This window comes from Allobosea sp. AAP35, assembly GCF_001295925.1.
In the GTDB taxonomy this organism is placed as follows: domain Bacteria; phylum Pseudomonadota; class Alphaproteobacteria; order Rhizobiales; family Beijerinckiaceae; genus Allobosea.
In genome coordinates, this window is sequence record NZ_LJHQ01000045.1 from 70,875 (window position 1) to 96,322 (window position 25,448).

General features: G+C 66.7%; 16 protein-coding genes. 8 read left to right on the forward strand and 8 right to left on the reverse strand.

Going from position 1 to position 25,448, the window contains the following annotated elements:
- Positions 1-11: 11 nt before the first annotated feature.
- Entirely contained in the window at positions 12-1,247 is a 1,236-nt protein-coding gene (locus tag IP69_RS15470) for a urate hydroxylase PuuD (RefSeq protein ID WP_054143727.1), read from the reverse strand.
- A gap of 201 nt (positions 1,248-1,448) precedes the next feature.
- Here IP69_RS15470 and uraH point away from each other — a divergent pair, with 201 nt between their 5' ends.
- Complete coding sequence (gene uraH / locus IP69_RS15475) at positions 1,449-1,802, forward strand: hydroxyisourate hydrolase (RefSeq protein WP_054143728.1); 354 nt, start codon at positions 1,449-1,451, stop codon at positions 1,800-1,802.
- 154 nt (positions 1,803-1,956) lie between these two features.
- On the forward strand, positions 1,957-3,375 hold the full coding sequence (gene puuE / locus IP69_RS15480; protein WP_054143729.1) for an allantoinase PuuE: 1,419 nt from the start codon (positions 1,957-1,959) through the stop codon (positions 3,373-3,375).
- A 106-nt stretch (positions 3,376-3,481) separates the two neighbouring features.
- Here the strand turns inward: puuE and IP69_RS15485 are convergent, their stop codons facing one another.
- The 3 genes from IP69_RS15485 to IP69_RS15495 all read right to left on the reverse strand — a co-directional run bounded on the left by IP69_RS15485 (position 3,482) and on the right by IP69_RS15495 (position 7,160).
- On the reverse strand, positions 3,482-4,243 hold the full coding sequence (locus tag IP69_RS15485; RefSeq protein WP_054143730.1) for an SDR family oxidoreductase: 762 nt from the start codon (positions 4,241-4,243) through the stop codon (positions 3,482-3,484).
- 212 nt (positions 4,244-4,455) lie between these two features.
- On the reverse strand, positions 4,456-5,931 hold the full coding sequence (locus tag IP69_RS15490; protein ID WP_248306853.1) for a UdgX family uracil-DNA binding protein: 1,476 nt from the start codon (positions 5,929-5,931) through the stop codon (positions 4,456-4,458).
- Entirely contained in the window at positions 5,928-7,160 is a 1,233-nt protein-coding gene (locus IP69_RS15495) for a putative DNA modification/repair radical SAM protein (protein ID WP_054143731.1), read from the reverse strand. Before IP69_RS15495 ends, IP69_RS15490 begins: the two co-directional genes overlap by 4 nt.
- A gap of 149 nt (positions 7,161-7,309) precedes the next feature.
- On the opposite strand from IP69_RS15495, the gene IP69_RS15500 reads away from it, so the two are divergent.
- The 3 genes from IP69_RS15500 (at position 7,310) to glgX (IP69_RS15510) (ending at position 12,078) form a co-directional block, all read left to right on the forward strand.
- Positions 7,310-7,489: a hypothetical protein gene (locus tag IP69_RS15500; protein ID WP_054143732.1), complete on the forward strand. Its 180-nt coding sequence runs from the start codon at positions 7,310-7,312 to the stop codon at positions 7,487-7,489.
- Positions 7,490-7,624: 135 nt separating this feature from the next.
- Positions 7,625-10,093, forward strand: coding sequence for a glycogen/starch/alpha-glucan phosphorylase (locus IP69_RS15505; protein ID WP_054143733.1), 2,469 nt, complete (start codon positions 7,625-7,627; stop codon positions 10,091-10,093).
- A gap of 5 nt (positions 10,094-10,098) precedes the next feature.
- Positions 10,099-12,078: a glycogen debranching protein GlgX gene (gene glgX, locus IP69_RS15510; protein ID WP_248306854.1), complete on the forward strand. Its 1,980-nt coding sequence runs from the start codon at positions 10,099-10,101 to the stop codon at positions 12,076-12,078.
- Positions 12,079-12,273: 195 nt separating this feature from the next.
- Here glgX (IP69_RS15510) and glgX (IP69_RS15515) read toward each other — a convergent pair whose 3' ends face one another.
- Positions 12,274-14,361, reverse strand: a complete 2,088-nt coding sequence (glgX, locus tag IP69_RS15515) for a glycogen debranching protein GlgX (RefSeq protein WP_054143734.1) — start codon at positions 14,359-14,361, stop codon at positions 12,274-12,276.
- A gap of 228 nt (positions 14,362-14,589) precedes the next feature.
- On the opposite strand from glgX (IP69_RS15515), the gene glgA reads away from it, so the two are divergent.
- A complete protein-coding gene (gene glgA, locus IP69_RS15520) occupies positions 14,590-16,122 on the forward strand; it encodes a glycogen synthase GlgA (RefSeq protein WP_248306855.1) in 1,533 nt (510 codons plus the stop codon).
- A 164-nt stretch (positions 16,123-16,286) separates the two neighbouring features.
- On the opposite strand, the gene IP69_RS15525 is transcribed toward glgA, so the two are convergent.
- Positions 16,287-16,553, reverse strand: coding sequence for a DUF2934 domain-containing protein (locus tag IP69_RS15525; protein WP_082359370.1), 267 nt, complete (start codon positions 16,551-16,553; stop codon positions 16,287-16,289).
- 192 nt (positions 16,554-16,745) lie between these two features.
- Between IP69_RS15525 and glgB the strand changes: the two genes are divergently transcribed.
- Together glgB and malQ are read left to right on the forward strand one after the other, a co-directional pair.
- A complete protein-coding gene (glgB, locus tag IP69_RS15530; protein WP_054143766.1) occupies positions 16,746-18,947 on the forward strand; it encodes a 1,4-alpha-glucan branching protein GlgB in 2,202 nt (733 codons plus the stop codon).
- A 63-nt stretch (positions 18,948-19,010) separates the two neighbouring features.
- Positions 19,011-21,077 carry a 4-alpha-glucanotransferase gene (gene malQ, locus IP69_RS15535; RefSeq protein ID WP_054143735.1) on the forward strand — a complete coding sequence of 689 codons (2,067 nt, stop codon included), beginning with the start codon at positions 19,011-19,013 and terminating at the stop codon, positions 21,075-21,077.
- A 155-nt stretch (positions 21,078-21,232) separates the two neighbouring features.
- Here malQ and treY read toward each other — a convergent pair whose 3' ends face one another.
- Together treY and IP69_RS15545 are read right to left on the reverse strand one after the other, a co-directional pair.
- Positions 21,233-23,863 carry a malto-oligosyltrehalose synthase gene (gene treY, locus IP69_RS15540; protein WP_054143736.1) on the reverse strand — a complete coding sequence of 877 codons (2,631 nt, stop codon included), beginning with the start codon at positions 23,861-23,863 and terminating at the stop codon, positions 21,233-21,235.
- A 79-nt stretch (positions 23,864-23,942) separates the two neighbouring features.
- Complete coding sequence (locus IP69_RS15545) at positions 23,943-25,361, reverse strand: SNF2-related protein (protein WP_054143737.1); 1,419 nt, start codon at positions 25,359-25,361, stop codon at positions 23,943-23,945.
- Positions 25,362-25,448: the final 87 nt, after the last annotated feature.

A 25,448-nucleotide genomic window follows, 5' to 3' on the forward strand; every position in this document is an offset into this window, starting at 1 on the left:
CGACGGTCGTATCAGCGGCTGTTACTCAGCCACGCGGCCAGCACACGGCGCTCGTCCGTCGTCATGCCCGACAGATTATTGGGCGGCATCGCATGCGTCATGACCGCTTGGACCCGGATCGCGCGGGCCTGCGCAGCAATGAACTCCGGCTCATGCAGCAGCACGCCCTTGGGCGGAATCTGGATGCCGGGCCAGGTCGGCTCGGGTGCATGGCACATGGCGCAGCGCCCGGTGACGATGGTGGCGACCGCCTCCGGCGGCGCCTGCAGCCCGGCCAGCATCACCGGCTTCGAGGCAGGCAACGGCGACAGGCCCAGCCGCTCGCGCCCGCCCGGCGAGGACGCCATCGCCACCCAGAAGGCGAGCCAGAGCGCCACCAGCGCGACCGCCCAGGTCCACCAGGGCGATTTCGCATGGTCGGCGTGGCGGACATTGAAGAAATGCCGGATCAGCGCGCCCGCCACGATGATCAGAGCCACCAGCACCGGGATCACCGCCGAATTGGCATAGGTCACGGGGTAGTGGTTCGACAGCATCAGGAACAGCACCGGCAGGGTGATGTAATTGTTGTGCAGCGAGCGCTGCTTGGCCGCCTTGCCGTATTTCGGATCGGGCTTCTCGCCGGCGCTCAGCGCCGCGATGACCTTCCGCTGGCCGGGCATGATGTTGAAGAAGACATTGGCGGTCATGATCGTCGCCATCAGCGCGCCAGTATGGATCAGTGCGCCGCGCCCCGAGAACACCGAGGCGAAAGCCCAGCTCGCCGCCACGACATAGGAAAAGCCGAGCAGGCCGAGCACGACATCGTTGCGGCCCAGCGCCGAGCGGCAGAGCCAGTCGTAGAACAGCCAGCCGAAGACCAGCGCGGCGATGCCGATCGCTCCAGCCGCCAGAGGCGACAACTGCATCACCGCCGGGTCGATCAGATAAAGCTCGGACTGCGCGTAATAGACCCAGACCAGAAGGAAAAAGCCCGAGATCCAGGTCCAATAGGCCTGCCATTTGTGCCAGGTCAGCTCGACCGGCATCACCGCAGGCGCGACGAGGTATTTGCGCATCTCGTAGAAGCCGCCGCCATGCACCTGCCACGCCCGCCCCCCCTCGCCCGGCGGGATGTCAGCGGCGGGGCGCAGCGAGGCGTCGAGATGAATGAAGAAAAAGGACGAGCCGATCCAGGCGATGGCTGTGATCACATGCAGCCAGCGCAGCAGCATGCCGCCCCATTCCATCAGATAGGCATCGAGCATCGCGGCTGGGATTCCCGTCAGGTCCGGCGATGGACTTCGCCGGACCGCAGGTTACGGTTGGGTTAGAGCGGCAGGCAAGCATGCGCAGACCGAAACCGCTGAGCGGCCCTGCCAAGTCCCACAGCGCTCATCCTTCGAGACGCAGCCTGAAGGCTGCTCCTCAGGATGAGGGCTGTAGACTGCAGATCGAAAGGGACCGAGATGGCCGGGTTGACGACGCATATCCTCGACACCCATGGCGGCGTCCCGGCCGCGGGCGTGTCGATCACGCTGCGCCGCATCGCGGACGGCAAGACCGAAACTCTTGCGACCACCGTGACCAATGCCGATGGCCGCACCGACGCGCCATTACTGACGCCCGAGGCGACGCAGCCCGGCCTCTACGAGATCGACTTCGCCATCGGCCCCTATTTTCGCGGCCGCGGCGTGCCCCTGCCCGAGCCCGCCTTTCTGGAGACGGTCACGGTGCGCTTCGGCATCGCCGACACAAGCCGGCACTGGCACGTCCCGCTCAACTGCTCGCCCTATGGCTACACGACCTATCGCGGAAGTTGACAGCCGTCGTCATGCTCGGGCTTGACGCGAGCATCTCGGGCCAGAGCTTCTCGGGTCTGCGCTTCGCTCCGCCCGAGAATGACGGCCCGTAACTTGCCTTCACCGTCAGACGTTTATCTCTCTCAGCTGAATCACTTTGCGAGCGCCGTCCGCCATGACCAACACTGCCTATCCGCGCGACCTGAAGGGCTATGGCCGCACCCCGCCGCATCCGCGCTGGCCGGGGAAGGCCCGCATCGCCGTGCAGTTCGTGATCAATTACGAGGAGGGCGGGGAGAACAACATCCTGCATGGGGATGCGGCTTCAGAAGCCTTCCTCTCCGAGATCGTCGGCGCCGCGCCCTGGCCCGGCCAGCGCCACATGAACATGGAGTCGATCTATGAATTCGGCTCGCGCGCCGGCTACTGGCGGCTGTGGCGGATGTTCACGGAGCGCGCCATGCCGGTCACCGTCTTCGCGGTCGCGAGCGCGCTGCAGCGCTATCCCGAGATCGCCGCCTCGATGCAGGAGGCTGGCTGGGAGATCGCCACCCACGGCCTGAAATGGATCGATTACCGCGACATCCCCGCCGAGCGTGAAGCCGCCGACATCGCGGAAGCAGTTCGCATCCAGCGCGAGATCACCGGCGAGCGTCCGCTCGGCTTCTACCAGGGGCGCTGTTCGGGGAACACGACGCCGCTGATGATGGAGGAAGGCGGCTTCCTCTACACCGCCGACAGCTATGCCGACGAGCTGCCCTATTGGCTGTCCGGCCCCAAGGGGCCGCAGCTCGTCGTGCCCTACACGCTCGACGCCAACGACATGCGCTTCGCCACGCCGCAGGGCTTCAACAGCGGCGACCAGTTCTACGCCTATCTCAAGGACACGTTCGACCTGCTCTATGCCGAAGGCGAAACCGCCCCGAAGATGATGTCGATCGGGCTGCATTGCCGCCTCGTCGGCCGGCCCGGCCGCGCCGCAGCGCTGGCGCGCTTCCTCGATTATGTCCAGAGCCACAGCCAAGTCTGGATCGCGACCCGGCTCGACATCGCCCGCCACTGGATCCGCCACCACCCGCCGGCGGGCGGCTACCGGCCCTCAACCGTACCCAAAGCGCTGTTCGTCGAGGTCTTCGGGCGGATCTGGGAGAACGCGCCCTGGGTCTCCGAAGCCGCCTTCGACGCCGGCATCACCGCCGCCCATGATGATGCCGAGACGCTGCATGCGGCGATGGTCAAGGTCATGCGCGCCGCCCCGCGCGAGACGCTGCAGGCGCTGCTGCTCGGCCATCCCGACCTCGCCGGCAAGCTCGCGGCGGCTGGCGAGATGACCGAGGAATCGATCGGCGAGCAGGCCTCCGCCGGGCTCGACCGGCTGACCGCCACCGAACGCGCCCGCTTCATGGCGCTGAATGACGCCTACAAGGCCCGCTTCGGCATCCCCTTCATCATGGCGGTGGCCGGCGCCAGCAAGGACGCTATCCTGGCCGCTTTCGAGACGCGGCTGCAGAGCACGCCCGAAGTCGAGTTCGAGACGGCGCTGGGGCAGGTCGAGCGGATTTCGCTGCTGCGGCTGAAGGAGATCATGCGGTAATCGCGCCGTCATTCTCGGGCGCAGCGAAGCGCAGACCCGAGAATCTCTGGCAGGATCATCTCCGGCCGGAGATGCTCGGGTCTTCGCCCGAGCATGACGCGCAAACTTACAACCCGCTCACCAGATGCCCGCCATCCACGGCGACCACCGCCCCGGTCATGTGGCGCCCCGACTCCGAGCAGAGCAGCAGCAGCGGCCCGTCGAGATCGGCGGGATCGCCGATGCGGCGGGCGGGAACCCGCTTCTTCAGCGCCTCGCCGGCTTCGCTTTCGAAGAAATCGCGGTTGATGTCGGTGACGACATAGCCCGGCGCCAGCGCGTTGACCCGGATGCCATGGCGCGCCCATTCCAGCGCCAGCCCCTTGGTCATCTGGATCAGCCCGGCCTTGGAGATGGCATAGGGCACGACGCGCGCCGTCACCCGCTCGCCCAGGATCGAGGCGATGTTGACGATCGCGCCCCCGCCCTCCTGCTTCATCATCACCTGCGCCGCCGCCTGCGCCGCGAAGAAGCAGCCCTTCAGATTGACGTTAAGCTGCGCGTCCCATTGCGCTTCGGTGACGGAGATCGCGGCCTCCGTCTCGCCGATGCCGGCATTGTTGACGAGCACATCGAGCCCGCCCAGCAGCCGCGCGGCTTCAGCCAGGCCGGCCTGGATCGAGGGCACCGAGGCGACGTCGAGCGCCAGCGGCAAGACCTTGCCCGGCAGCGCCGCGCAGGCCTGCGCCAGCTCTTCCAGACGCTCGACCCGGCGTGCGGCGGCGACGACATGCGCCCCCTGCCCCGCCAGCAGCGCCACGAAATGCGCACCCAGCCCCGACGATGCGCCGGTGACCAGCACGCGCTTGCCCTTCAGATCCTCGAACATCCATGCCGACCCTCGTTGTCCTGTCCGGAAGGGACACCGCGGCGGACGGCGGGTCAATCGCTCCAACGGCTGACATCCGGACTCTTCGGAAACTCTACGCCGTCATCCCGGGCGAAGCGAAGCGCGACCCGGGATCCATGCCTGAAGCGTTCCGGAATGGATCCCGGGTCTCCCTTCGGTCGCCCGGGATGACCCGCGGAGGAATGGACCGCCTAAGCCGCCACCATCTCCGGCACCAGCAGCCCGACGCGTCCCAGATCGGCGCGGAAGCGCGCCGTCTCGCGTTCGCGCGCGGCCTCATCCGGCAGGCGCAGCAGATAGGAGGGGTGGACGGTGGCGATGAGCGCGGCGCCGTCCTCCAGCACGAGATCGCGTTCGCGCATCGAGGCCAGTGACCCGGTATGCCCGGTCAGAGCGTTCAGCGCGGTGGCGCCCAGCGCCACCACCAGTTTCGGCCGGACGAAATCGCGCTCCAGCCCGAGCCAGAAGCGGCAGGCCGAAATTTCCCCCGCATTCGGCCGCTCATGGATGCGCCGCTTGCCCTTCACCGTGAACTTGAAGTGCTTCACCGCATTGGTGACATAGGCGCGGCTGCGGTCGAGCCCGGCTTCGCCCATGACTCGATCGAAGACCTGACCCGCCGGCCCGATGAAGGGCTTGCCCGCCAGATCCTCCTGGTCACCCGGCTGCTCGCCGACGAACATCACCGGCGCCGACAACGGACCCTCCCCGAAGACCGTCTGCGTCGCGTGCTGACACAGGCCGCAGCGCGCGCAATCGCGCGCGGCCGCCTTCGCCTCCTGCCAGCTTCCGCCGGCCTCCGGCCCAGGCAGCGCCTCGTCGCGCTGGCGCTGCGCCTGCCGCAGATGCCGCTCCGACGGCAGGGTCGGCTGGTTCGCCACCATCGCCTCGGCACGTCTTCCGGCGGCGGCGATCAGCGGTGCGATCAACTGCGCCTCGGGCAGGTTGCGCCAGTATTTCTCCGGCATCTCGGCCTTCATCGCCTTGATCTTGAGCCGCGCCGGATTGAAGATATTGGCGTAATAGGTTCGCCAATAGGCCTCCATCGCATCGTCGTCGGGCGCGTCCGCGCGGCTCGCCCCCTCCCCGATATGCAGCGTCGCGCCGTCCCAGTGCAGCGACCGCAAGGGGGTGAGGATTGACCAGCGCATCGACGCGAAACGCTCGACGAAGAAGCGCGAGACGCGCTCGACGATATGATGCTCCGGCTCGAACCAGGCGACGAAGGCCTCGGCGCCGTCGGGCCCCTCGACCTGGCGGAAGCGCACGAAGGCGGTCATCTTGTGCAGGTCGCGGCGTACCGACTTGGCCATCGCATTGGCCTTGTGGACATCGTCGTCGGTCAGGACCCGCAGCAAGGCGGGCTGGCTCTGGAGCCGGAGCAGCAGCCGATAGAGCAGGTCGAAGCGGCCGGCATCGCGATGGCAGACGACCAGGCGCGCCAGCTCCGGAAAGTCGCGCGGCACGGTCAGTTCGATGCCGGGCTTCGGCTCGGGCAGCGGCACGGCCGCATCGGCAAACAGGCCGGCATCCGCGTCGCCGATCCGCCAGTCTATCTGTGCGGGCGCAACGCCCGCCAGCGCCAGCGCCCGCGCCTGCTGCCGCCAGCCCTCGAAATCGGCGGGATGGGCTAGCCGCGCCAGCACGGGCCCGGACGCATCCGTCACAGCAGCGCCAGTTGCTGTGGCCTGGGCGCCAGATGCTGCTTCAGCCGCTCGCTGTCGAGCACGGCGCCTGGCCGCCAGCCCTCGGCGACAATGAAGTGCCGCAGGGTCGTCATCGAACGCGCGATCTTGCCGACATCCTCCAGCCGGAGCCGCCGGAAGCGCCGCGTCTCGAGGATCTTGCCGACGCTTTTCGTCCCCAGACCCGGCACCCGCAACAGCGTCTCGCGATCGGCGCGGTTGACGTCCACCGGAAACCGCGCGCGATGGCGCAGCGCCCAGGCGAGTTTGGGGTCGATGGCGAGATCCAGCATGCCGCCCACCCCGTCATCGAGGATCTCGCCGACCTCGAAGCCGTAGAACCGCGTCAGCCAATCGGCCTGGTAGAGCCGGTGCTCGCGCATCAGCGGCGGTTCGGCCAGCGGCAGCTGCGCGCTGGAATCGGGGATCGGGCTGAAGGCCGAATAATACACCCGCCGCAGACCAAACGAGCCATAGAGCTGGGCGCTTCGCTGCAGGATCGCGGCATCGCTTGCGCCGTCGGCGCCGACGATCATCTGGGTGCTCTGGCCGGCGGGCGAGAAGGCCGGCGCGCGACGCGATTTCGCGCGCTCGGCCTTGCCCTCCTCGATCCGCAGCTTCAGGCCGCCCATCGCGGCGCTGATCTCGCGTGGCTGCTTTTCCGGCGCGAAGCGCTTCAGCGAGACCTCGCTCGGCAATTCGACATTGATCGAGACGCGATCGGCATAAAGCCCCGCCTGCGCCACCAGATCCGCATTGGCACTCGGGATCAGCTTGAGATGGATGTAGCCACGAAAGCCATGGACCTCGCGCAGCGTCTGCGCGACGCGCACCAGTTCCGCCATCGTGTAGTCCGGCGAGCGGATGATGCCCGAGGAGAGAAACAGCCCCTCGATATAGTTGCGCTTGTAGAAGCTCAGCGTCAGGTCGACGACCTCCTCCACCGTGAAGCGCGCCCTCCTGACATTGCTCGACGAGCGGTTGATGCAGAAGACGCAGTCATAGCTGCAGTAATTCGTCAGCAGGATCTTCAGAAGCGAGATGCAGCGGCCATCGGGGGCGTAGGAGTGGCAGATGCCCGAGCCCGTGGTCGAGCCGATGCCGCCCTTCAGCGAATTGCGCTTGGTCGTGCTGCTCGACGCGCAGGAGGCGTCGTATTTCGCCGCGTCGCTGAGGATTTCGAGCTTCTCCATCACGGTCGGTTGGGCCATGCAGGGCGTCCTTGTTCATTATTTGTTCTAGTTAATAGACATGGCTTCGAGACGCCAGAGACCTTTCGTCGCGGCTCTCCTTGGGTCGGCCTGAACGGAACATGCCGTGGCCCCTGGCGTTCCTGCGACACGTAAGGTTGGAGGGATCCATGTTTCGCATTCTGCTGCTCATCGCCGTCATCCTGATTGGCTACGACGCCATCGCCCATCAGGGCCTCTACACCCGCAATGCTTGGGCGAGCGTCGTCGGATTGACCGGCTCCGCCGTGGACAGCGCGCGGGAGCTTGGACAAGGCGCCCGCGAGGAGCCTGGCACCGTCCGGCAGTAAGCGACGGGGCGGGCGAGAGAGCCGGTTTGCCGAGCGCGACCCGGCCGATTCTGTTGCATTGCGGCAATTACGTCTGGACTTGGCGGGAGGTTGTGCCGAAACTCCGCGCCAACCAAACAGCCGGGATCACCACGCTTGACCGAGACAGCTTCCGACGCCGCCCGCCCCTCTGCAACCGATGCGCGGGTCGAGGTCCTCAAGGCCGAGATTCTCAAGAAACTCACCTATTCGCTCGGCAAGAACGCCTCGGTCGCCCAGCCGCATGACTGGCTGACGGCCGGCATTCTGGCTGCGCGCGACCATATCGTCGACGTCTGGCATCGCTCGACGCGCGACAGCTACCAGACCGGCCGCAAGCGGGTTTATTATCTCTCGCTGGAATTCCTGATCGGCCGCTCCCTGGCGGACGCGCTGAACAATCTCGGCCTCACGGGCGCAATGGCGCAGGCGCTGCGGGAGCTCGGCGTCGATCTCGCCAAGATCGAGATGATCGAGCCCGACGCCGCGCTCGGCAATGGCGGTCTGGGGCGCCTGGCGGCCTGCTATCTGGAGGCCATGGCATCGACCGGCGTTCCGGCGCTGGGCTACGGCATCCGCTACGACCACGGCCTGTTCAAGCAGCTCATCGATGGCGGCAAGCAGATGGAGGTGCCCGAAGACTGGCTCTCCTTCCGCAACCCCTGGGAGTTTGAGCGCCGCGAATCCTCCTACAAGATCGGCTTCGGCGGCGCGGTCACCGCGACGCAGAAACCCGGCGAGGTCTTCTGGGAGCCTGAGGAGACGGTGTTTGCCGTCGCCTATGACACGCCGATCATCGGCTGGCGCGGCCGCGACGCGACGACGCTGCGGCTCTGGCGTGCGCGCGCCATGCATCCGCTGTCGCTCGACGCCTTCAACCAGGGCGATCTCGTCGGTGCGGTGGCCGAGCGCAACCGCGCCGAGGCGATATCAAAGGTCCTCTACCCCAATGATTCGACCCCGGCCGGGCAGGAACTGCGCCTGCGGCAGGAGTTCTTCTTCACCTCCGCCTCGCTGCAGGATCTGGTGCGCCGGCATTATCGCCAGTTCGGCAAGCTCGACAATCTGCAAGACAAGGTCGCGATCCAGCTCAACGACACCCACCCGTCGCTGGCGGTGGCCGAGCTGATGCGGCTCTTGATCGACGAACACGGGCTGCCCTGGGAAGAGGCGTGGACGATCACCAACGCCACGATCTCCTACACCAACCACACGCTCCTGCCCGAAGCCCTCGAGACCTGGCCCGTCGCGCTGATGGAGCGGCTTCTGCCGCGCCACATGCAGATCATCTTCGCCATCAATGCCCGCTTCCTCGAAGAGGTTCGGCGCTCCAGCGGCGGCGATAGCATCGATCTCGCCCGCATCTCGCTGATCGACGAGCAGAATGGTCGGCGGGTCCGCATGGCCCATCTCGCCTTTGTCGGCTCGCACACGGTCAACGGCGTCTCGGCGCTGCATTCCAAGCTCATGGAGCAGACCGTCTTCGCGCCGCTCCACGCGATCTTTCCGGGCCGCATCACCAACGTCACCAATGGCATCACGCCGCGACGCTGGCTCTTCGGCGCCAATCCCGGCCTGACGAAGCTGCTGCAGGAGGTTTGCGGCGACGACCTCACCGACCATATCGGCCAGATTCACCGACTGGCGGCCCATACCGGCGACAGCGCCCTGCACGGGCGCCTGGCCGCCATCCGCCGCGAGAACAAGCTCAAGCTGGCGGGGATCATCCGCCAGGAGACCGGCGTCACGGTCGATCCCGACGCGCTGTTTGACGTCCAGATCAAGCGGATCCACGAATACAAGCGCCAGCTTCTGAACATTCTCGAGACGATCGCGCTCTATGACGCGATCCGCTCGGAGCCTTACAAGGACTGGGCGCCGCGCGTGAAGATCTTCGCCGGCAAGGCGGCGTCCAATTACGGCACCGCCAAGTCGATCATCAACCTGATCAACGATGTCGCCGTGGTCGTGAACAACGACATTACCACCCGTGACCGGCTCAAGGTCGTGTTCCTGCCGAACTACAATGTCAGCGCCGCCGAACTCATCATCCCGGCCGCCGACGTCTCCGAGCAGATCTCGACGGCCGGCATGGAGGCGTCGGGCACCGGCAACATGAAGTTCGCCCTCAACGGCGCCATCACCATTGGCACGCTGGACGGCGCCAATATCGAGATCGGCGAGCGCGTCGGCGAAGACAACATCGTGATTTTCGGCATGACCGCCGAGGAGGTCGAGGCCGCCAAGCGCAATCCACGGCCGACCAGTGAGGTCATCGCCGGTGCGCCCCATCTCGAAGGCGTGCTCGATGCGGTCGCCAGCGGCGCCTATTCGCCGCGCGAGCGCGACCGCTATCGCGGCCTCGTCGACGGCCTGCGCGCCAATGACTGGTTCATGACGCTCAACGACTTCGAGAGCTACAGCCAGGCGCAGCGCCGGATCGACGCCCTCTGGGCCGATCAGGACAAATGGTGGCGCATGTCGGTGACCAACACCGCCCATTGCGGCTGGTTCAGCGCCGACCGGGCGATCGGGGAATATGCCCAGCGGATCTGGAACATCCCGACCCGCGACACGCAGGGCTGAGCGCCTTGGCGAACCGCCAGATGCTCGTCTCCTGCAAGCTGCCGGCCCGGCTCGGCGCGACGACAGGCGAGGACGGCATCAGCTTCGGCGTGTTCTCACGCCATGGCAAGCGCGTGCATCTGTGCCTGTTCGACGAGACGGGCGCGCATGAAACGGCGCGCCTGCCCCTGCCCTGCCGCACCGGCGACATCCATCACGGTCTGCTGCCGGGCGCGGTGACCGGGCTGCGCTACGGCCTGCGCGTCGAGGGACCCTGGCGCCCCGAGGAAGGGCACCGCTTCGACGCGTCGAAGCTGCTGATCGACCCCTATGCGACGCGGGTCGACAGGCCGTTCCGCTGGGATCCGCGCCTAGCGGAGCATGGCGTTGACACGGAAGACCTGGTGCCGCGCTGCATCGTCGGCGACGCCCTCCCCCCTCAGGCGACAGGATGCGAGGAGGCCCCGAGCTTCATCTACGAACTCGCCGTGAAGTCCTTCACGATGCGCCATCCCGCCGTGCCGCAGCGCATCCGGGGCACGCTGGCCGCGCTCTGCGAACCGGCGATCCTCGATCACATTCGCGGGCTCGGCGTCAGCCATGTCGAGTTGATGCCCGTCGCGGCCTGGATGGATGAACGGCATCTGCCGCCGCTCGGCCTCGCCAATGCCTGGGGCTACAACCCGGTCAACTTCTTCGCCCTCGATCCCCGGCTCGCTCCGGGCGGCGCGGCCGATCTGCGCACGCTGTGCGAGACCTACGCCCAGGCCGGCATCGGCATCATCCTCGACATCGTCTTGAACCACACCGCCGAGAGCGACGAATTCGGCGCGACGATCTGCCTGCGCGGACTCGACAATGCCGTCTATTACCGCCACGCCACGGATGATCCCGGCCTTTTGATCAACGACACCGGCTGCGGTCACACGCTCGCGCTCGACCGGGCCCCGGTCGTGGGCATGGCGATGGACTCGTTGAGGCACTGGCGCGGCCTCGGGGTCGCCGGCTTCCGCTTCGATCTCGGCACGGTGATGGGGCGCTCAGATACCGGCTATTCGCAGGATGCCCCGCTCTTCGCCGCGATCCTGCAAGACCCCGACCTGTCGCGCGCCATCCTGATCGCCGAACCCTGGGATATCGGGCCGGGCGGCTATCGGCTCGGCGAGTTCCCCGCCCCCTTCGCCGAATGGAACGGCCGCTATCGCGACGACGTCCGCCGCTTCTGGCGCGGCGATGCCGGAATGGCCGGGGCGCTGGCGACGCGGCTTGCCGGTTCCGCCGATCTGTTCGGCGAACGCCACCGCGGGCCCCAAGCGAGCATCAACTTCATCGCCGCCCATGACGGCTTCACCCTCGCCGATCTCGTCGCCTACGGGTCGAAGCACAACGAGGCCAATGGCGAGGGCAACCGCGACGGCGACAATGAGAGCCATAGCTGGAACAATGGCGTCGAAGGGCCGAGCGACGATGCCGGGGTGCGCATGGCGCGTGACCGCGATATCCGCGCTCTGCTGGCGACGCTGTTCCTGTCGCGAGGCATCCCGATGCTGACGGCTGGCGACGAGTTCGGCCGCACGCAACACGGCAACAACAACGCCTATTGCCAGGACAACGAGGCGTTCTGGCTGGATTGGCAGGGAGCCGATGCCGGCCTCGCGGATTTCGTCGCGACGCTGGCACGGCTGCGCGCAGCCAGCCCGCTCCTGACAGCCGAGACGTTCCTGACCGGCGCGGGCGACCCGCCCGATGCGCGCTGGCTTAAAACCGAAGCCACGCCGGTCGCCGACGAGGAATGGTCGTTCCTCGACGCGTTCTGCCTGGCGCTGGGGGGCGGCGGCGAGACGCTGGCGATCGCACTCAATCGCGCGCATGAGCCCAGGGTGCTGGTGCTGCCAACGGCCCCGGGCAGACTCTGGCAACGCCTGTTCACATCCGTGCCGGCCCCCAGCGAGAGGGCGCTGCCAGCGCGCAGCGTGTCCCTTTTCGTCGCGAGCGCAGAAGGCTGAGCCGCCAGGCCAGCCGGCTTTGCGGCTGGCGTCGAATAGCTCGCCAGCACGGCGCTGATACGGCTCTGATAGCCTTTGCAGCGTCGCTTCAGGGGAACGAGACGTCGTGCTTGGCCTCGTTGGCCGCGCTCTTCGTCCCGTCCCACTGGAAGCCCATCTCCCATCGTATCTATAATTGCAGCTACGGCCACGCTCTCACATCAGCACGATCAGCGACCGTGGCGACAGCGTCAGCTCGGCATCGGCCTTCAGCCCTTTTCGTCCCTCGTCGGAGCCGGGACCAGTATCCGTGTCGAGCACCACCGACCATGACCCCGCCTTCACGCGCGGCGGAATCTTGAAGGGAACGTCGCCGTCGAAGGCGTTGAAAAGAATCAAGGCTTCATCGCCGCCGCGTTCGACATCAGGCATGTGCATCAAGAGCCCGATCGCGCGCAGGCCCTCATCGTCCCAATGCTCCTCCTGCTGGTCGCCGCCGGCCGGATTGACCCAGCGCAGGATGCAGCCGTCACGGAAACTCGAGCGCCGGAAGATCGGATGGTCGGCCCGCAGCTTCGTCACGCGCTGGACGAAACCGGTCAGGGCCTTGTCGCGATCGGTCAGCTCGTCCCACTTCATCCAGGCGAGTTCGTTGTCCTGGCAATAGACGTTGTTGTTGCCGCCGTTGGAGTGGCCGCATTCGTCGCCGGCCAGGATCATCGGCGAGCCATGGGAGAGCAGGAGCGTCGCCAGCAGGTTGCGCTTCTGGCGCTCGCGGGCGGCGTTGATGCCCTCATCATCGGTCGGGCCTTCGACACCGAAGTTATAGGACAGGTTATGGCCGTGGCCGTCCTTGTTGTCCTCGCCATTCGCCTCGTTGTGCTTCTCGTTGTAGGAAACGAGATCGTTCAACGTGAAGCCGTCATGGGCGGTGATGAAGTTGACGCCCGCCCAGGGCCGGCGGCCACGCAGATCGTAGATATCGCCCGAGCCGGTGATGCGCGCGGCGAGATCGCGGATGATCCCTTCCTCGCCCTTCCAATAGGCCCGTGTGGTGTCGCGATATTTATCGTTCCACTCGCCCCAGCCCGGCGGAAAGCCACCAACCTGATAGCCGCCCGGGCCGATATCCCAGGGCTCGCCGACAAGCTTGACCTTGCGCAGCACGGGGTCCTGCCCGATCGCGTCGAAGAAGCCGCCGCGCTGGTCGAAGCCATGCGGCTCGCGCCCGAGAATGGTGCCGAGATCGAAACGGAACCCGTCAACCTCCATCACCTCGACCCAGTAGCGCAGCGAATCGAGGATCATCTGCAGCACGCGCGGATGGCTGGTGTTGACCGTGTTCCCGGTGCCGGTGTCGTTGATGTAGAAGCGCGGATCGTCCGGCATCGTCCGGTAATAGGCGAAGTTGTCGATGCCCTTGAAGGACAGCGTCGGCCCCATCTCGTTGCCTTCGGCAGTGTGGTTGTAGACCACGTCGAGGATGACCTCGAGCCCGGCATCGTGGAACTTGCGCACCATGTCGCGGAAGGACCGCAGCCCCGCCTTGCCCTCATAGCGCTGCATCGGCGCGAAGAAGCCGATGGTGTTGTAGCCCCAGTAATTGGTCAGGTTCTTGGCGGCGAGGTGATGGTCGTCGAGATAGGCATGGATCGGCAAAAGCTCGACTGCGGTGACGCCCAGGCTCTTGATGTAGTCGATCACCGCCTTCTCGCCGAGCCCGTCGAAGGTTCCGCGCATCGCCTCGGGCACGGCCGGGTGCAGCTTGGTGAAACCACGCACATGGGTCTCGTAATAGATCGTCCGGTCCCAGGGCACATTCGGCCGTGCCGGCGCCTGCGGATCGGCCTTCCAGTCGCAGACCACGCATTTGGGCATGAAAGGCGCGCTGTCGAGCTCGCTGAAAGTCAGGTCGTGATCGGCCTCGGCATTGACGTCATAACCGTAATGGGCGGCGTTCCAATCGACCTTCCCGGAATATTCGCGTGCATAAGGGTCGAGCAGGAGCTTGTTGGGGTTGAAACGATGGCCCTCCTCGGGCGCGAAGCGGCCATGCACGCGGTAGCCGTAGCGCTGGCCCGGCTTCACGCCCGGCAGATAGCCGTGCCAGACCTCGTCGGTATATTCCGGAAGCGTGATCCGTGCGGTCTCGACCTCGCCGGCATCATCGAAAAGGCACAGCTCGACGCGCTCGGCATGTGCGGAAAAGATCGCGAAATTCGTCCCCTGCCCATCATGGACCGCGCCGAGTTCCGTGCCTTCACCGGCCTCGACATCGAAGCGCATTCCGTTACCATCAGCCATCTTGTTCCCCGTGCGGATCAGGCCTCTGACGGACGCGCCTCGCCTCGTGCGAGCGACCACCCTGTCAAATGATGCCGCAAGCCTGCCGCACTCGTGCAACGTGACGCTCGCTGCGGAGTTCCTGAAACCGGCCTCCGAATTGCATGAATTTTTTGCACCGCAATAGGAACGTTAACCGCCCTGCGGTGTTCTTTGATATGGTGGTGTTGCGCGTTGGGGAGCTCGCCGATGGCCGATTTGCTGCAGGACATGGGACCAGAAACCGCTCCTGCGACATCGGGCCATGCCTTGACCTATGCCGCCGCCGTCAAGGACGGCGCGCCGGAGGTCGGCAGACGGCTTCCCAGCACGACGAAGCTGCTTTTCGTGACGTCGGAAATGGGCGAGTTCATCAAGGCTGGCGGGCTGGGCGAGGTCTCGACCGCCCTGCCGCGACAGTTGCGTGCCCATTGCGATGTCCGCGTTCTGCTGCCGGGCTTCCGTCAGGTCCGCATGGCCAGGCCCGCCATGGACATCGTCCGGGAAATGCCGCGCACCGCGAGCCTGCCGCCCTGGTCGCTGGGGCGTTTCGTCACTGCTGACGGGCTGACCATTTACGCGGTGCTCTGCGACGAGCTTTATGACCGCGAAGGTTCACCCTACGGGCCCTTCGCCGGGGGTGATTTCGCCGATAACGACATCCGCTTCGCGCGGCTCTCGCTGGCCGCCGCCGAGATCGCAGCCGGCGAGGCCGATCCGAACTGGAAGCCCGACGTCATCCACGTCAATGACTGGCCGTCCGCCCTGGCGCCGGGCTATCTGCGCTGGAAGGGCCTGAGCACGCCCTCGATCCTGACGATCCACAACCTCGCCTATCAGGGGCTCTACCAGCCCGGCCGGATGGCGGCGCTCGGCATTCCCGATCTCGCCTTCTCGATGAACGGCGCCGAATTCCACGGCAAGATCTCGTTCCTGAAGAGCGGGATCTTCTACGCCTCGCATGTGACCACGGTCAGCGAGACCTATGCCCACGAGATCACCACGGCCGAACATGGCTGCGGTCTCGAAGGGCTGCTCAAGACCCGCATGGAAGAGGGCCGTCTGACCGGCATCGTCAACGGCATCGACGACAGCTGGAGTTCCCCCTCGGGCGCGGACACGACAGCAGCCAAGCGGGTGCGCCAGTGGAAGCGCAAGAGCGCCGCCGATATTCGCAAGAGCTTCGAACTGCCGCCCTCGCGTGGACCGCTGTTTTCGATCATTTCGCGGCTGGTTCACCAGAAGGGCATCGATCTGTCGATCGAAGCGGCGGAGACCATTGTCGCTAATGGCGGCCAACTCGTCGTCACCGGCCGTGGCGAACCGCGCCTGGAGGACGCCATCGAGCGCCTCGCCCGGCAGCATCCCCAGGCGGTGGCCGCCCGGATCGGCTTCGACGATGCCGAGGCACGCCGCATCTTTGCGGCTAGCGATTTTCTGTTGATGCCGTCGCGCTTCGAGCCCTGCGGCCTCAGCCAGATGTATGCCCAGCGGTACGGCGCATTGCCGATCGCCTATCGGACCGGTGGTCTTGTCGATACGATTGAGGATGGCCGCTCGGGCTTCCTGTTCTCGTCGCTGACGGGGGCGGGGCTCGCTTCGGCGGTGACGCGCGCGCTCGACGCTTTCCGTTCGAAGGTCGCGTTCCTCCAGATGCGCGAGCATGCGATGGCGAAACGCTTCGACTGGGGTCGGCCGACGCATCGCTATGCCGATGTCTATGCGAGGGCCTTGTCGGCCTGAGGCCAGCGCCGCATGGCGCGGCACCGCCATTGCGAAAAAATTCTCATTGCCAACACCAGGCTATGCCCAACAGATCTGTCGTCGCAGGCTTTGAGCATGCAACGACAATGGCGTTAACGTGGGCCGCCGGAAGACGGCCGATCAGACCATCCCGTCGAAAGCTATCACGCTTTCTTCTTGGGAGCCGCTTTGGTAGCGGCGGCCTTGGCCGGCGACTTTGGCATGGGCTTCGCCTCGACGACGGTCGGCTCAGCCTCGGCTGACGGCTTAGCCTTCGCGGGCGCCTTGGCCTTGGCCGGCTTGTCGCCGTTCAGGCTCGCGGCAACGCGCTCCTCGGCCTGCATCCAGTGCTCAGAGTCACGCCCTTGGGGCTTGCCCTCGGCTTCCCAGATCGCATAGGCCACGTCGCGAACGGTCTGCTCCCGGCTCATCGGTATTCTCCCTGTCAAACCCCTGCAATGCAGTGCGATAACCGTGCTGAGTGGACTTGGTTCCACTCCGGCCCGGAGGTAACGGCATCGTCGCAACGGAACGCAGGCTGGCTCCGCTGCGTTGCATCATTGACGATTCCCCGCTCCGGGTGGAGTCGCTTCTGCTACGGAGTTGACTATATGACGCGCCAGATGCCGCATCGACTCCCCAGCCTTTCGGCCAGCGATATCGGCCTGCTGACGGAGGGGCGCCATCCCGACCCTTTCGCCGTTCTGGGCCGGCATGTCGTCGAGGACATCGGCCTCGTCCGCGCGTTTCTTCCCGGAGCAAACTACGTCGAACTCGTGACCGGACAGGGCGAGCAGCGGCGCGCTATTCCCATGATTGGTACGGGCGACGGGTTGTTTGAGGCGCCCTGCCCGGCCGACACGCCCTACCGCATCCGCACGGCCTGGTCCGGCGGCATCTCCGAGACAGCTGACCCGTATGGGTTTGGATTGCTGCTGTCGGACGACGACATCCATCTCGCAGCCGAAGGCCGTCATTTCGACCTTTCGACGAGGCTGGGCGCCAATCTGCGTCGCATCGACGGCATTGACGGTGTGCTCTTCGCCGTCTGGGCGCCTAACGCTTCCCATGTCGCGGTGGTCGGAGATTTCAACGGCTGGAACGATCGCCGTCACCCGATGCGTAGCCGTCTCGGCGCCGGCATCTGGGAGCTGTTCATCCCGGGCATCGAGGCAGGCGCGGTCTACAAATACGCGCTGATCTCGGCTTCGGGCGAGCGCCTGCCCTGGAAGGCCGACCCGCTGGCCCGCTGCACCGAGCTGCCGCCCCGCACCGGCTCGATCGTGGCGAAGGCGCCGGACTTTACCTGGACGGATGAGGAGTGGCTGAGGGCCCGGGAAAACGCGAACCCGCTGTCGACGCCGATGACGACCTATGAGGTCCATGTCGGCTCATGGCTGCGGACACAATGGGGCCAGCTCGGCTCCTGGGACGAGGCCACCGACCGGCTGATCCCCTATCTCCAGCATATGGGCTTCAGCCATGTCGAACTGATGCCGATCACCGAACACCCCTTCGGCGGCTCCTGGGGCTATCAGCCGCTGGCGTTGTTTGCCCCGACATCGCGGCTGGGCCCGCCGGAGGCCTTCGCGCGCTTCGTCGATCGCTGCCATGCCGCCGGCATCGGCGTGATCCTCGACTGGGTGCCGGCGCATTTCCCCTCGGACGCGCATGGGCTGGCCCAGTTCGACGGCACGGCGCTCTACGAGCACGAGGATCCGCGCCAGGGCTTCCACATCGACTGGAACACGCTGATTTACAATGTCGGGCGGCGCGAGGTGCGTGGCTTCCTGATCGCCTCGGCGCTGTTCTGGATCGAGACCTTCCATCTCGACGGGCTGCGCGTCGATGCGGTCGCCTCGATGCTCTACCGCGATTACAGCCGCAAGCCCGGTGAATGGGTGCCCAACCATCTCGGCGGGCGCGAGAACCTGGAAGCGGTCGGCTTCTTCCAGGAACTGAACACGCTCGTGGGCGCGCGCGGTCGCGGCGCCGTGACCATCGCCGAGGAATCGACCGCCTGGCCGGGTGTGACGCAGCCGGTTCACCATGGCGGGCTCGGCTTCCATTTCAAATGGAACATGGGCTGGATGCACGACACCCTGCGCTATATCGGGCATGACCCGATCCATCGCGGCCATCACGGCGACGACCTGACCTTCGGCCTGGTCTACGGTTTCTCCGAGAATTTCGTGCTGCCGATCTCGCATGACGAGGTCGTGCACGGGAAGGGTTCGCTCCTCTCGCGCATGCCCGGCGACGATTGGCAGCGCTTCGCCAATCTGCGGCTTTATCTGGCGATGATGTGGGCCCATCCCGGCAAGAAGCTCCTGTTCATGGGCTGCGAGTTCGGCGCCGAAGACGAATGGTCCGTCGATGCGCCCTTCCCCTGGCCGCACCCCTTCGACGAGCGCAGGCAGGGCGTCTCCCGGCTGGTGCGCGACCTGAACGCGCTCTACCGCGCAACCCCGGCGCTGCATCGGCTCGACCATGCGCCGGAGGGCTTCGCCTGGGTCGTGGCCGACGACAGCGCCAACTCCGTCTTCGCCTTCAGCCGGTCGAGCGCGCCCGGTGCGAGCGAGATCCTGGTCGTCGCCAACATGACCCCGGTTCCGCGCCACGACTACGTGATCGGCGTGCCCCATGCCGGCCTCTGGCAGGAGCGCCTCAACAGCGATGCCGGGGTCTATGGCGGCAGCGGTCTCGGCAATGGCGGGCAGGTTCAGACGCAGGCCGTCGCCGCCCATGGCCAGGCCCAAAGCCTGTCCCTGACGCTGCCGCCGCTCGGACTTCTCGTCCTGCATCACGACAAGGGCGCCGGGTGATCGCATCACCGACGATCCAACCCGATACCATGATCAACCCGACGAAGACGCCCGGAGCCCTTCATGAGTGACGACATCCTGCGCCAGCTTGCCGCCAAGGCCGGGGTCGCATCCCACTGGACCGACCAGACGGGTGCCGACCGCGCCGTTTCGCCCGACAGCCTGCGCGCGATCCTGCGTGCGCTCGGCCTGCCGGCCGATGGCGATTCGGCGCTGCGCAATTCGCTGTCGCTGATGGAAAGCGGCTTCAACCCGGCCGCCTCGTCCCGCTTCACCACGGCCCGCGTCGGCCAGAAGGTCGGCCTGCCGATCGCGGGACAGGGCGGGCAAGCCGTCGAGATCACGCTCGAAGGCGGCGGGCACCGGATCGTCACCTCAGAAGACGGCTACGATGGGGCGCTCACCCTGCCGGCTTTCGACGAGCCGGGCTACCACATGGTCCGCACCAGCCAGGGGGATTACACGGTCGCCACCGCGCCCGAGCGTTGCATCACGCTGGCCGACCTCAATGGCGGCGCGCCGGGCTTCGGCCTGGCGGCGCAGATCTATTCGCTGCGCACGGCAGACGACGGCGGCATCGGCAATTTCGCCGGCGTCTCGGCGCTGGGGCGGGCGGCCGCCGCGCGCGGGGCCGATGCGCTCGCGATCAGCCCGGTCCATGCGCTCTATGGCGCTGAGGCCGGGCATTTCAGCCCCTACTCCCCCTCGACCCGCCTGTTCTACAACCCGCTCCATGCCGATCCGGCTGCGATCCTGCCCGAGGGCCTGCTGCGGGACGTGATCGACCGCGCTGGTCTCGGCGAGGAGATGGCGAAGCTGTCGGGCCTGCCGCAGGTCGATTGGCTGGCAGCGACGCCGCTGCGGCAGAAGCTGCTGCGGGCGCTGTTCGACGCGCTTCGCCAACCCGGCTTCGCGGCCGAGCCCGCGCGAATGGATTTCGAGCGGACGCTGGCCGAAGCCTCGCCACTGCTGAAGTCCCATGCGATCTTCGAGGTGCTGCACGCCACCCGTTTGCGACAGGACCGCAACGCCTGGAGTTGGCGCAACTGGGACGCCCCCTATCGCGACCCCAACAGCCCGGAGGTCGCGGCCTTCGCCGCCGAGCATCAGGACGAGGTCGCCCACCAGATCTTCCTGCAATGGCTGACCGGCCGCTCCTATGGCGAAGCCCAGCGCGCCTGCCGCGATGCCGGGATGAAGGTCGGCCTGATCGCCGATCTGGCGATCGGCATGGACGGCTCGGGCAGCCATGCCTGGAGTCGTCAGCACGAGGTGCTGGGCGGGCTGAGTATTGGTGCCCCGCCCGATTACTATTCCGCCGAGGGCCAGAGCTGGGGGCTGACGACTTTCTCGCCGCACGGGCTCGCGGCCTCGGGCTTTGCACCCTTCATCGACACGCTGCGCGCCAGCCTGCGCTATGTCGGCGGCATCCGCATCGACCATGTCATGGGCATGAGCCGGCTCTGGCTGGTCCCCGAAGGCGCCAGCGCGCTTGATGGCGCCTATGTCACCTTTCCCTCCGAGACGCTGTTTCGGCTCGTCGCGCTCGAATCGTGGCGCCACAAGGCGATCGTCATCGGCGAGGATCTCGGCACCTTGCCGGATGGCTTCCGCGAGTATCTGCGCGACCAGGGCGTCGCCGGCCTGCGCGTGCTGCGTTTCGAGAAGAGCGACGATGGCTATATCCCGCCCGAGCAGTGGCATGCCGACGCGGCCGCGCTGACCACCACCCATGATCTGATCGCGACCGCCGGCTGGTGGGCAGGAGCCGATATCGACGCAGGCGAGGGCGAAACGGAAGCCCAGGATTTGCGCGCCTGGGACCGCGGCATTCTCTGGGGCGCCTTCCAGGATGCCGGCCTCGTCGAAGGCGAACGCCCGGCGCCCCAAGACACCGGGCCCGTGGTCGACGCGGCGATCCGCTTCATCGCCAGGACGCCCTGCACGCTCAAGCTGCTGCCGATCGAGGACGCGCTCGGCGTGCAGACCCAGCCCAATGTGCCGGGAACCACGACCGAAAAGCCGAACTGGCGCCACCGCCTCGATGGCGATGCCGATGCGCTGCTCGACGACGCAGCGGTGAGAAGCCGGCTTTCGCATCTCGGCCAGGCGCGCGACGGCGCGGCCTGAGGTCGGGGCCGCCCCTTCCAAAACCCGCCCATTCCAAAACCAACGACGTCATCCCGGCCAGGCGGCGCAAGCCCCCTGGCCGGGATCCATCATCGGGCTCACTGGCGCTTCATGAGGGATCCGGGCGACCTTCAGCCGCCCGGGATGATGCCGCGTTAGACGCCTTCCACCGCCCAGACCCCCACGGGCACCACCGGCAGCGCATCGCGCAGCGCGAAGCCGTCGGTGGCGTCGAGCGACGGCCCGATCACCGCGTTTGACATCTGCAGCCCCGCCGGCAGGATCACGCGCGTATCGCCCCACCAATCGGCCTCGGGCACCAGCCCACCGGTCTGCGACAGCCCCTGGCTGCAGCAGCGCGCCACCACCACCAGCATCCCCGCATCGTCATGCCGGCGCAGGAAGGCCATGAGGTTGTCGGCGCGCGGCCCCACCACCTCGACCGGCTCATAGCCGCCCTGGGCAAACAGCGCCGGCTGGCTTAGGCGAAACCGCAGCAGCTTGCGCAGCAGCGCCTGCTTGATGCGCCCATCGCGCCAGCTCTCCGCCAGCAGGTCGAGCGAAAGATGCTGCGCCAGCGCGATCTTGCGGGCGCCGAAATCCACCGGACGGCGGTTGTCGGGATCGACGAGGCTGAAATCCCAGAACTCGGTGCCCTGATAGGTGTCGGGAATGCCCGGCACGGTGCAGCGCAGGGCGGTCTGCACCAGGCTGTTGAGCACACCGGGGCGCTCGAGCCGTTCCACGAACGCCGCGACCTCGTGCAGCAGCCGTCCGCTACGGGCGGGATTGACGACATCGGCGGCAAACTGCAGGGCCTGGTCTTCGTACGAACCGTCGGGCTCGGCCCAGCTCGAATGCAGCTTGGCCTCCCGCAGCGCCTTGCGCCACCAGTCTCCCAGCCGCACAGCGAAGTGATCGAGACCTGCGGCGTCATCGACGCGCAGGCCCAGCGGCCAGGCCCCAACAAGCATCTGCAGGAACATGTATTCATCGGCCGGATCGAGACCCGGAGGACGAATGCCGTCGGCGAGCCCACGCCAGCGCTGCGTCGCCTCGATCCAATCCTCCGGCATCTCGCTCAGCACCGCCAGCCGGGCGCGGACATCCTCGCCGCGCTTGTGGTCATGCGTCGCGGTCGTGAGCATCGAGACCGGAAGCCCATCGGCGCGTTCGCCCATCATGGTATGGAAGGCTGCGGTTTCCAGCCCCATCAACGCGGCATCGAACCCGACATCGTTGCGCGAGAGCAGCCGGCCATAGCGGTAGAACGCCGTATCCTCGACCGCCTTGGCGGCGAGCGGGGCAGCGAGCTGGTTGAAGCGGCGGATCGCGGTGATCCGTGCGGAGCGATGAGCTTCACCGCCCTCGCCCGCGATGACCGACACGATGAAACGCAGCGCCGGTGCGTCGGCGAGCGGTGTCGCCAGCGCGGCTTTCAAAGCGGCCTGGATCGCCTCTCCGGCGCCCACACCATCATCGCGCCCGGTGGCATAGCTGCGATAGGCCCGCAGTTGCGCCGTCAGGCTGGTGACGGCGCGGCGCAGGGCCGAGCGGGTCAGGCCCTCGGCCTCGCGGTCGCGACCACCGGCCTCCTCCAGCGCGTCGACCAGCCGCTCGCGTTGGCCGTCGAAGGCGTGCGAAAGCACCTCATGGCGCGCCATTTCCTCCTCGGCGTGGAAATCGCGCGAACGGCCGCTGAGCACCGCCCAATGCGCCGACAGCGCCGCGGCAGCAGTGGGATCGTGCTGCACGGCCGAGACCTGATCCATGAAATCGTAGCCGCTCGAGCCATCGACGTCCCAGCCGGCTTCGATCAGTTCACCAGCCGCCAGGATCTTCTCGACGATCAGCCAGGCGCGATCATCCCGCAGCCCCTCGGGGCGCTGGCGCTGGAGCGTGTCGAGATGGCGGCGCAGTTCGAGGCAATAGCCGGCCGGATCTGCAAGGCCGTCGATATGGTCGATGCGCAGGCCGTCGATCAGCCCGTCGCGATAGAGCCGCAGCGTAATGGCGTGCTGGGCGGCAAACGCAGCCGGCTCGTCCATCCGCACCGCGGCAAGCTGGGTGACGTCGAAGAAGCGGCGCCAGTTGATCCGGTCGCCGGCATTGCGCCACCAGTCGAGCACGAAGTTCTGCCGCGACAGCAAGCGATCGAGCGCGTCCGCATTGCGGAATCCCTCAACCCCGACCGCGGCGATCTCGGCCTGGTCCTCCGGCCGTATCGGGAACAGGTGCTCGCCATAGGACACGGCATAACCGCCCTCATGCAGGACGAGCGACAGCGCGCCGGACGCCAGCACGTCACGATAGGGCTCGCCGAGAAAGGGCGCATGCACCTTGCCGGCGATCTGCGGATCCGGACTGTCGAAATCGACATCGAACCAGTTGGCATAGGCGCTGCCGCGGCCATGCTTGAGCAGGTCGAGCCAGAGCCTGTTGTCGGCGCCGCCGACGGCCATGTGGTTGGGCACGATGTCGAGGATGATGCCGATGCCCTGCGCCCGCAGCGCTGCCGCCATCTCGGTGAATCCGGCCTCGCCACCGAGCTCTGGATTGATCGCGTCGTAATCGACGACGTCATAACCGTGGATCGAGCCTGCTCGGGCCGTCAGGATCGGCGAGGAATAGACATGGCTGATGCCCAGCTCGGCGAGATAGCCTGCGAGGTCTCGCCCGGACGAGAAGGGAAAGCCCTTGTGGAACTGTAGCCGGTAGGTGGCGCGCGGCGGGAAAGCCACAGGGTTGAGGTCATGGGTATCGCGGTGCTGCGGCGCATCCGGCATCGGTCGGCTCTTTTCAGGCTGTCGGCCACATGTCGGGCCGAAAGACTGAACCGGAGACCGCCGGGGTTGTTCCGCTGGTTCAGGCTGCTGCGCGCGACTCGACGATGCAAGCGATCGCCTCCAGCAGTCGCGTGTCGTCGCCGGCAAGCCCCTCCATCGCCGCCATGCGGTCGATCACGGTTCCAGCCACCGTCTCTTCCACCGTATCCTCGGCATAGGCGTAAAAGATCGTGGCGTGCTGGCCGTCGCGGTGGCAGCGCCCCTCGATTTGCTGCAGCTGGATGGCGCTGTGGCGCATGTCGTGGATGACCAGCGAACGCTCGCGCTCGCCGCCTGGCATCTCGCCGCGATGCAGCGAGATCGATTCCGTCACAGTGAAGATCACGGCGTCGAGTTGGCCGGTTTGGAAGGCGATCCGCGTCTCTTCATTGACCGCACCCGACCGCTCGCCATTGATCTCGCCAACGCGCCAGCCGCGCCCGCGCAGGGCGTCAGCCAACATGGCGCTGGTTTCCAGAAAGGCGACGGAGACCGCGATCTGCTCGTCATTGCCGAGCAGATCGTCGCAGAATGCAACCGTGCCGGGGATGCGCAGCAGGCTTGCTTTCTGGCGAAAGCGCAGATCCGCCGCCCAGCCCTGCGGCTTGCGCGTTGAGCCGCCGGCGAGCCCGAGTTCCTTGCGGAATTCCCGCCAGGTCGCGTCGTAGAGCTTGCGCGCGGCAGCATCGAGCGCGACCGGGGCCAGCTCGCGCTGAACCTCAGGCCACCCGGCGATCTCCTCCGGCCGTCGGCGCAGACCGATCGCGCGCGTGCCACGATAGAGCAGATCGGCCATCACCTTGCGGTCGGTCTCGTTGGGCTCCCAGCTCCAGTTCTGCCAGCGCCCCTTGGCCCGGCCGATCCGCAGCTGCTTCATCAGGATGCGAAAACCGTCGAGATCGGCGCTCGGCATGCCCGCCGCCCGCGCCAGCAGCGGCCCGAGATAGGAAAGCTCGTGCGGCGACTGGCCAGCGGTCGCGCTCATATAGATCGTGAAGGAGGCGGCGGCCGCCATCTGCCGGCAGACCAGGCCCTGCTGCGAGTTGGGGTTGCGGATGCGGTGCGCCTCGTCGATCACGACCAGCGGCCAGATACGCTTGGGCACGCCGAGCTTGGCGAGTTCGTTGTTCTTCGCCCGCACCGAGCGCTTCTTCGAATCCGTGGGCGGTGCCAGGAGAGACTTAGTCTTCTCGAAATTCATCAGCGTGACGCGCTTAGGCGGAAGGCCCGACAGCGCCATCGTGCGCCGCCATTGTGGGATCGCGCCCTTGGGGCAGATCACCAGGATGTCCTGCTCGGGCATGGCCGAAAGCGCCAGCCAGGCCGACAGCGTCTTGCCGAGCCCCGTCAGGTCACCCAGCAGGAAGCCCGGGGCCCCCGCGGCGCGCGCCGCCAGGATCGTCTCGCAGGCGACACGCTGATGGGCATGCGGCACCATGGTCTGGGGCCCGTCCGTCATCGGGCGCACATCCCCTGCGCGCCAACTTCCGTGGCGAATGCCTGCATGCGCATGGCAGTATCAAGGGTGGGCGGGATCGGCAACGAC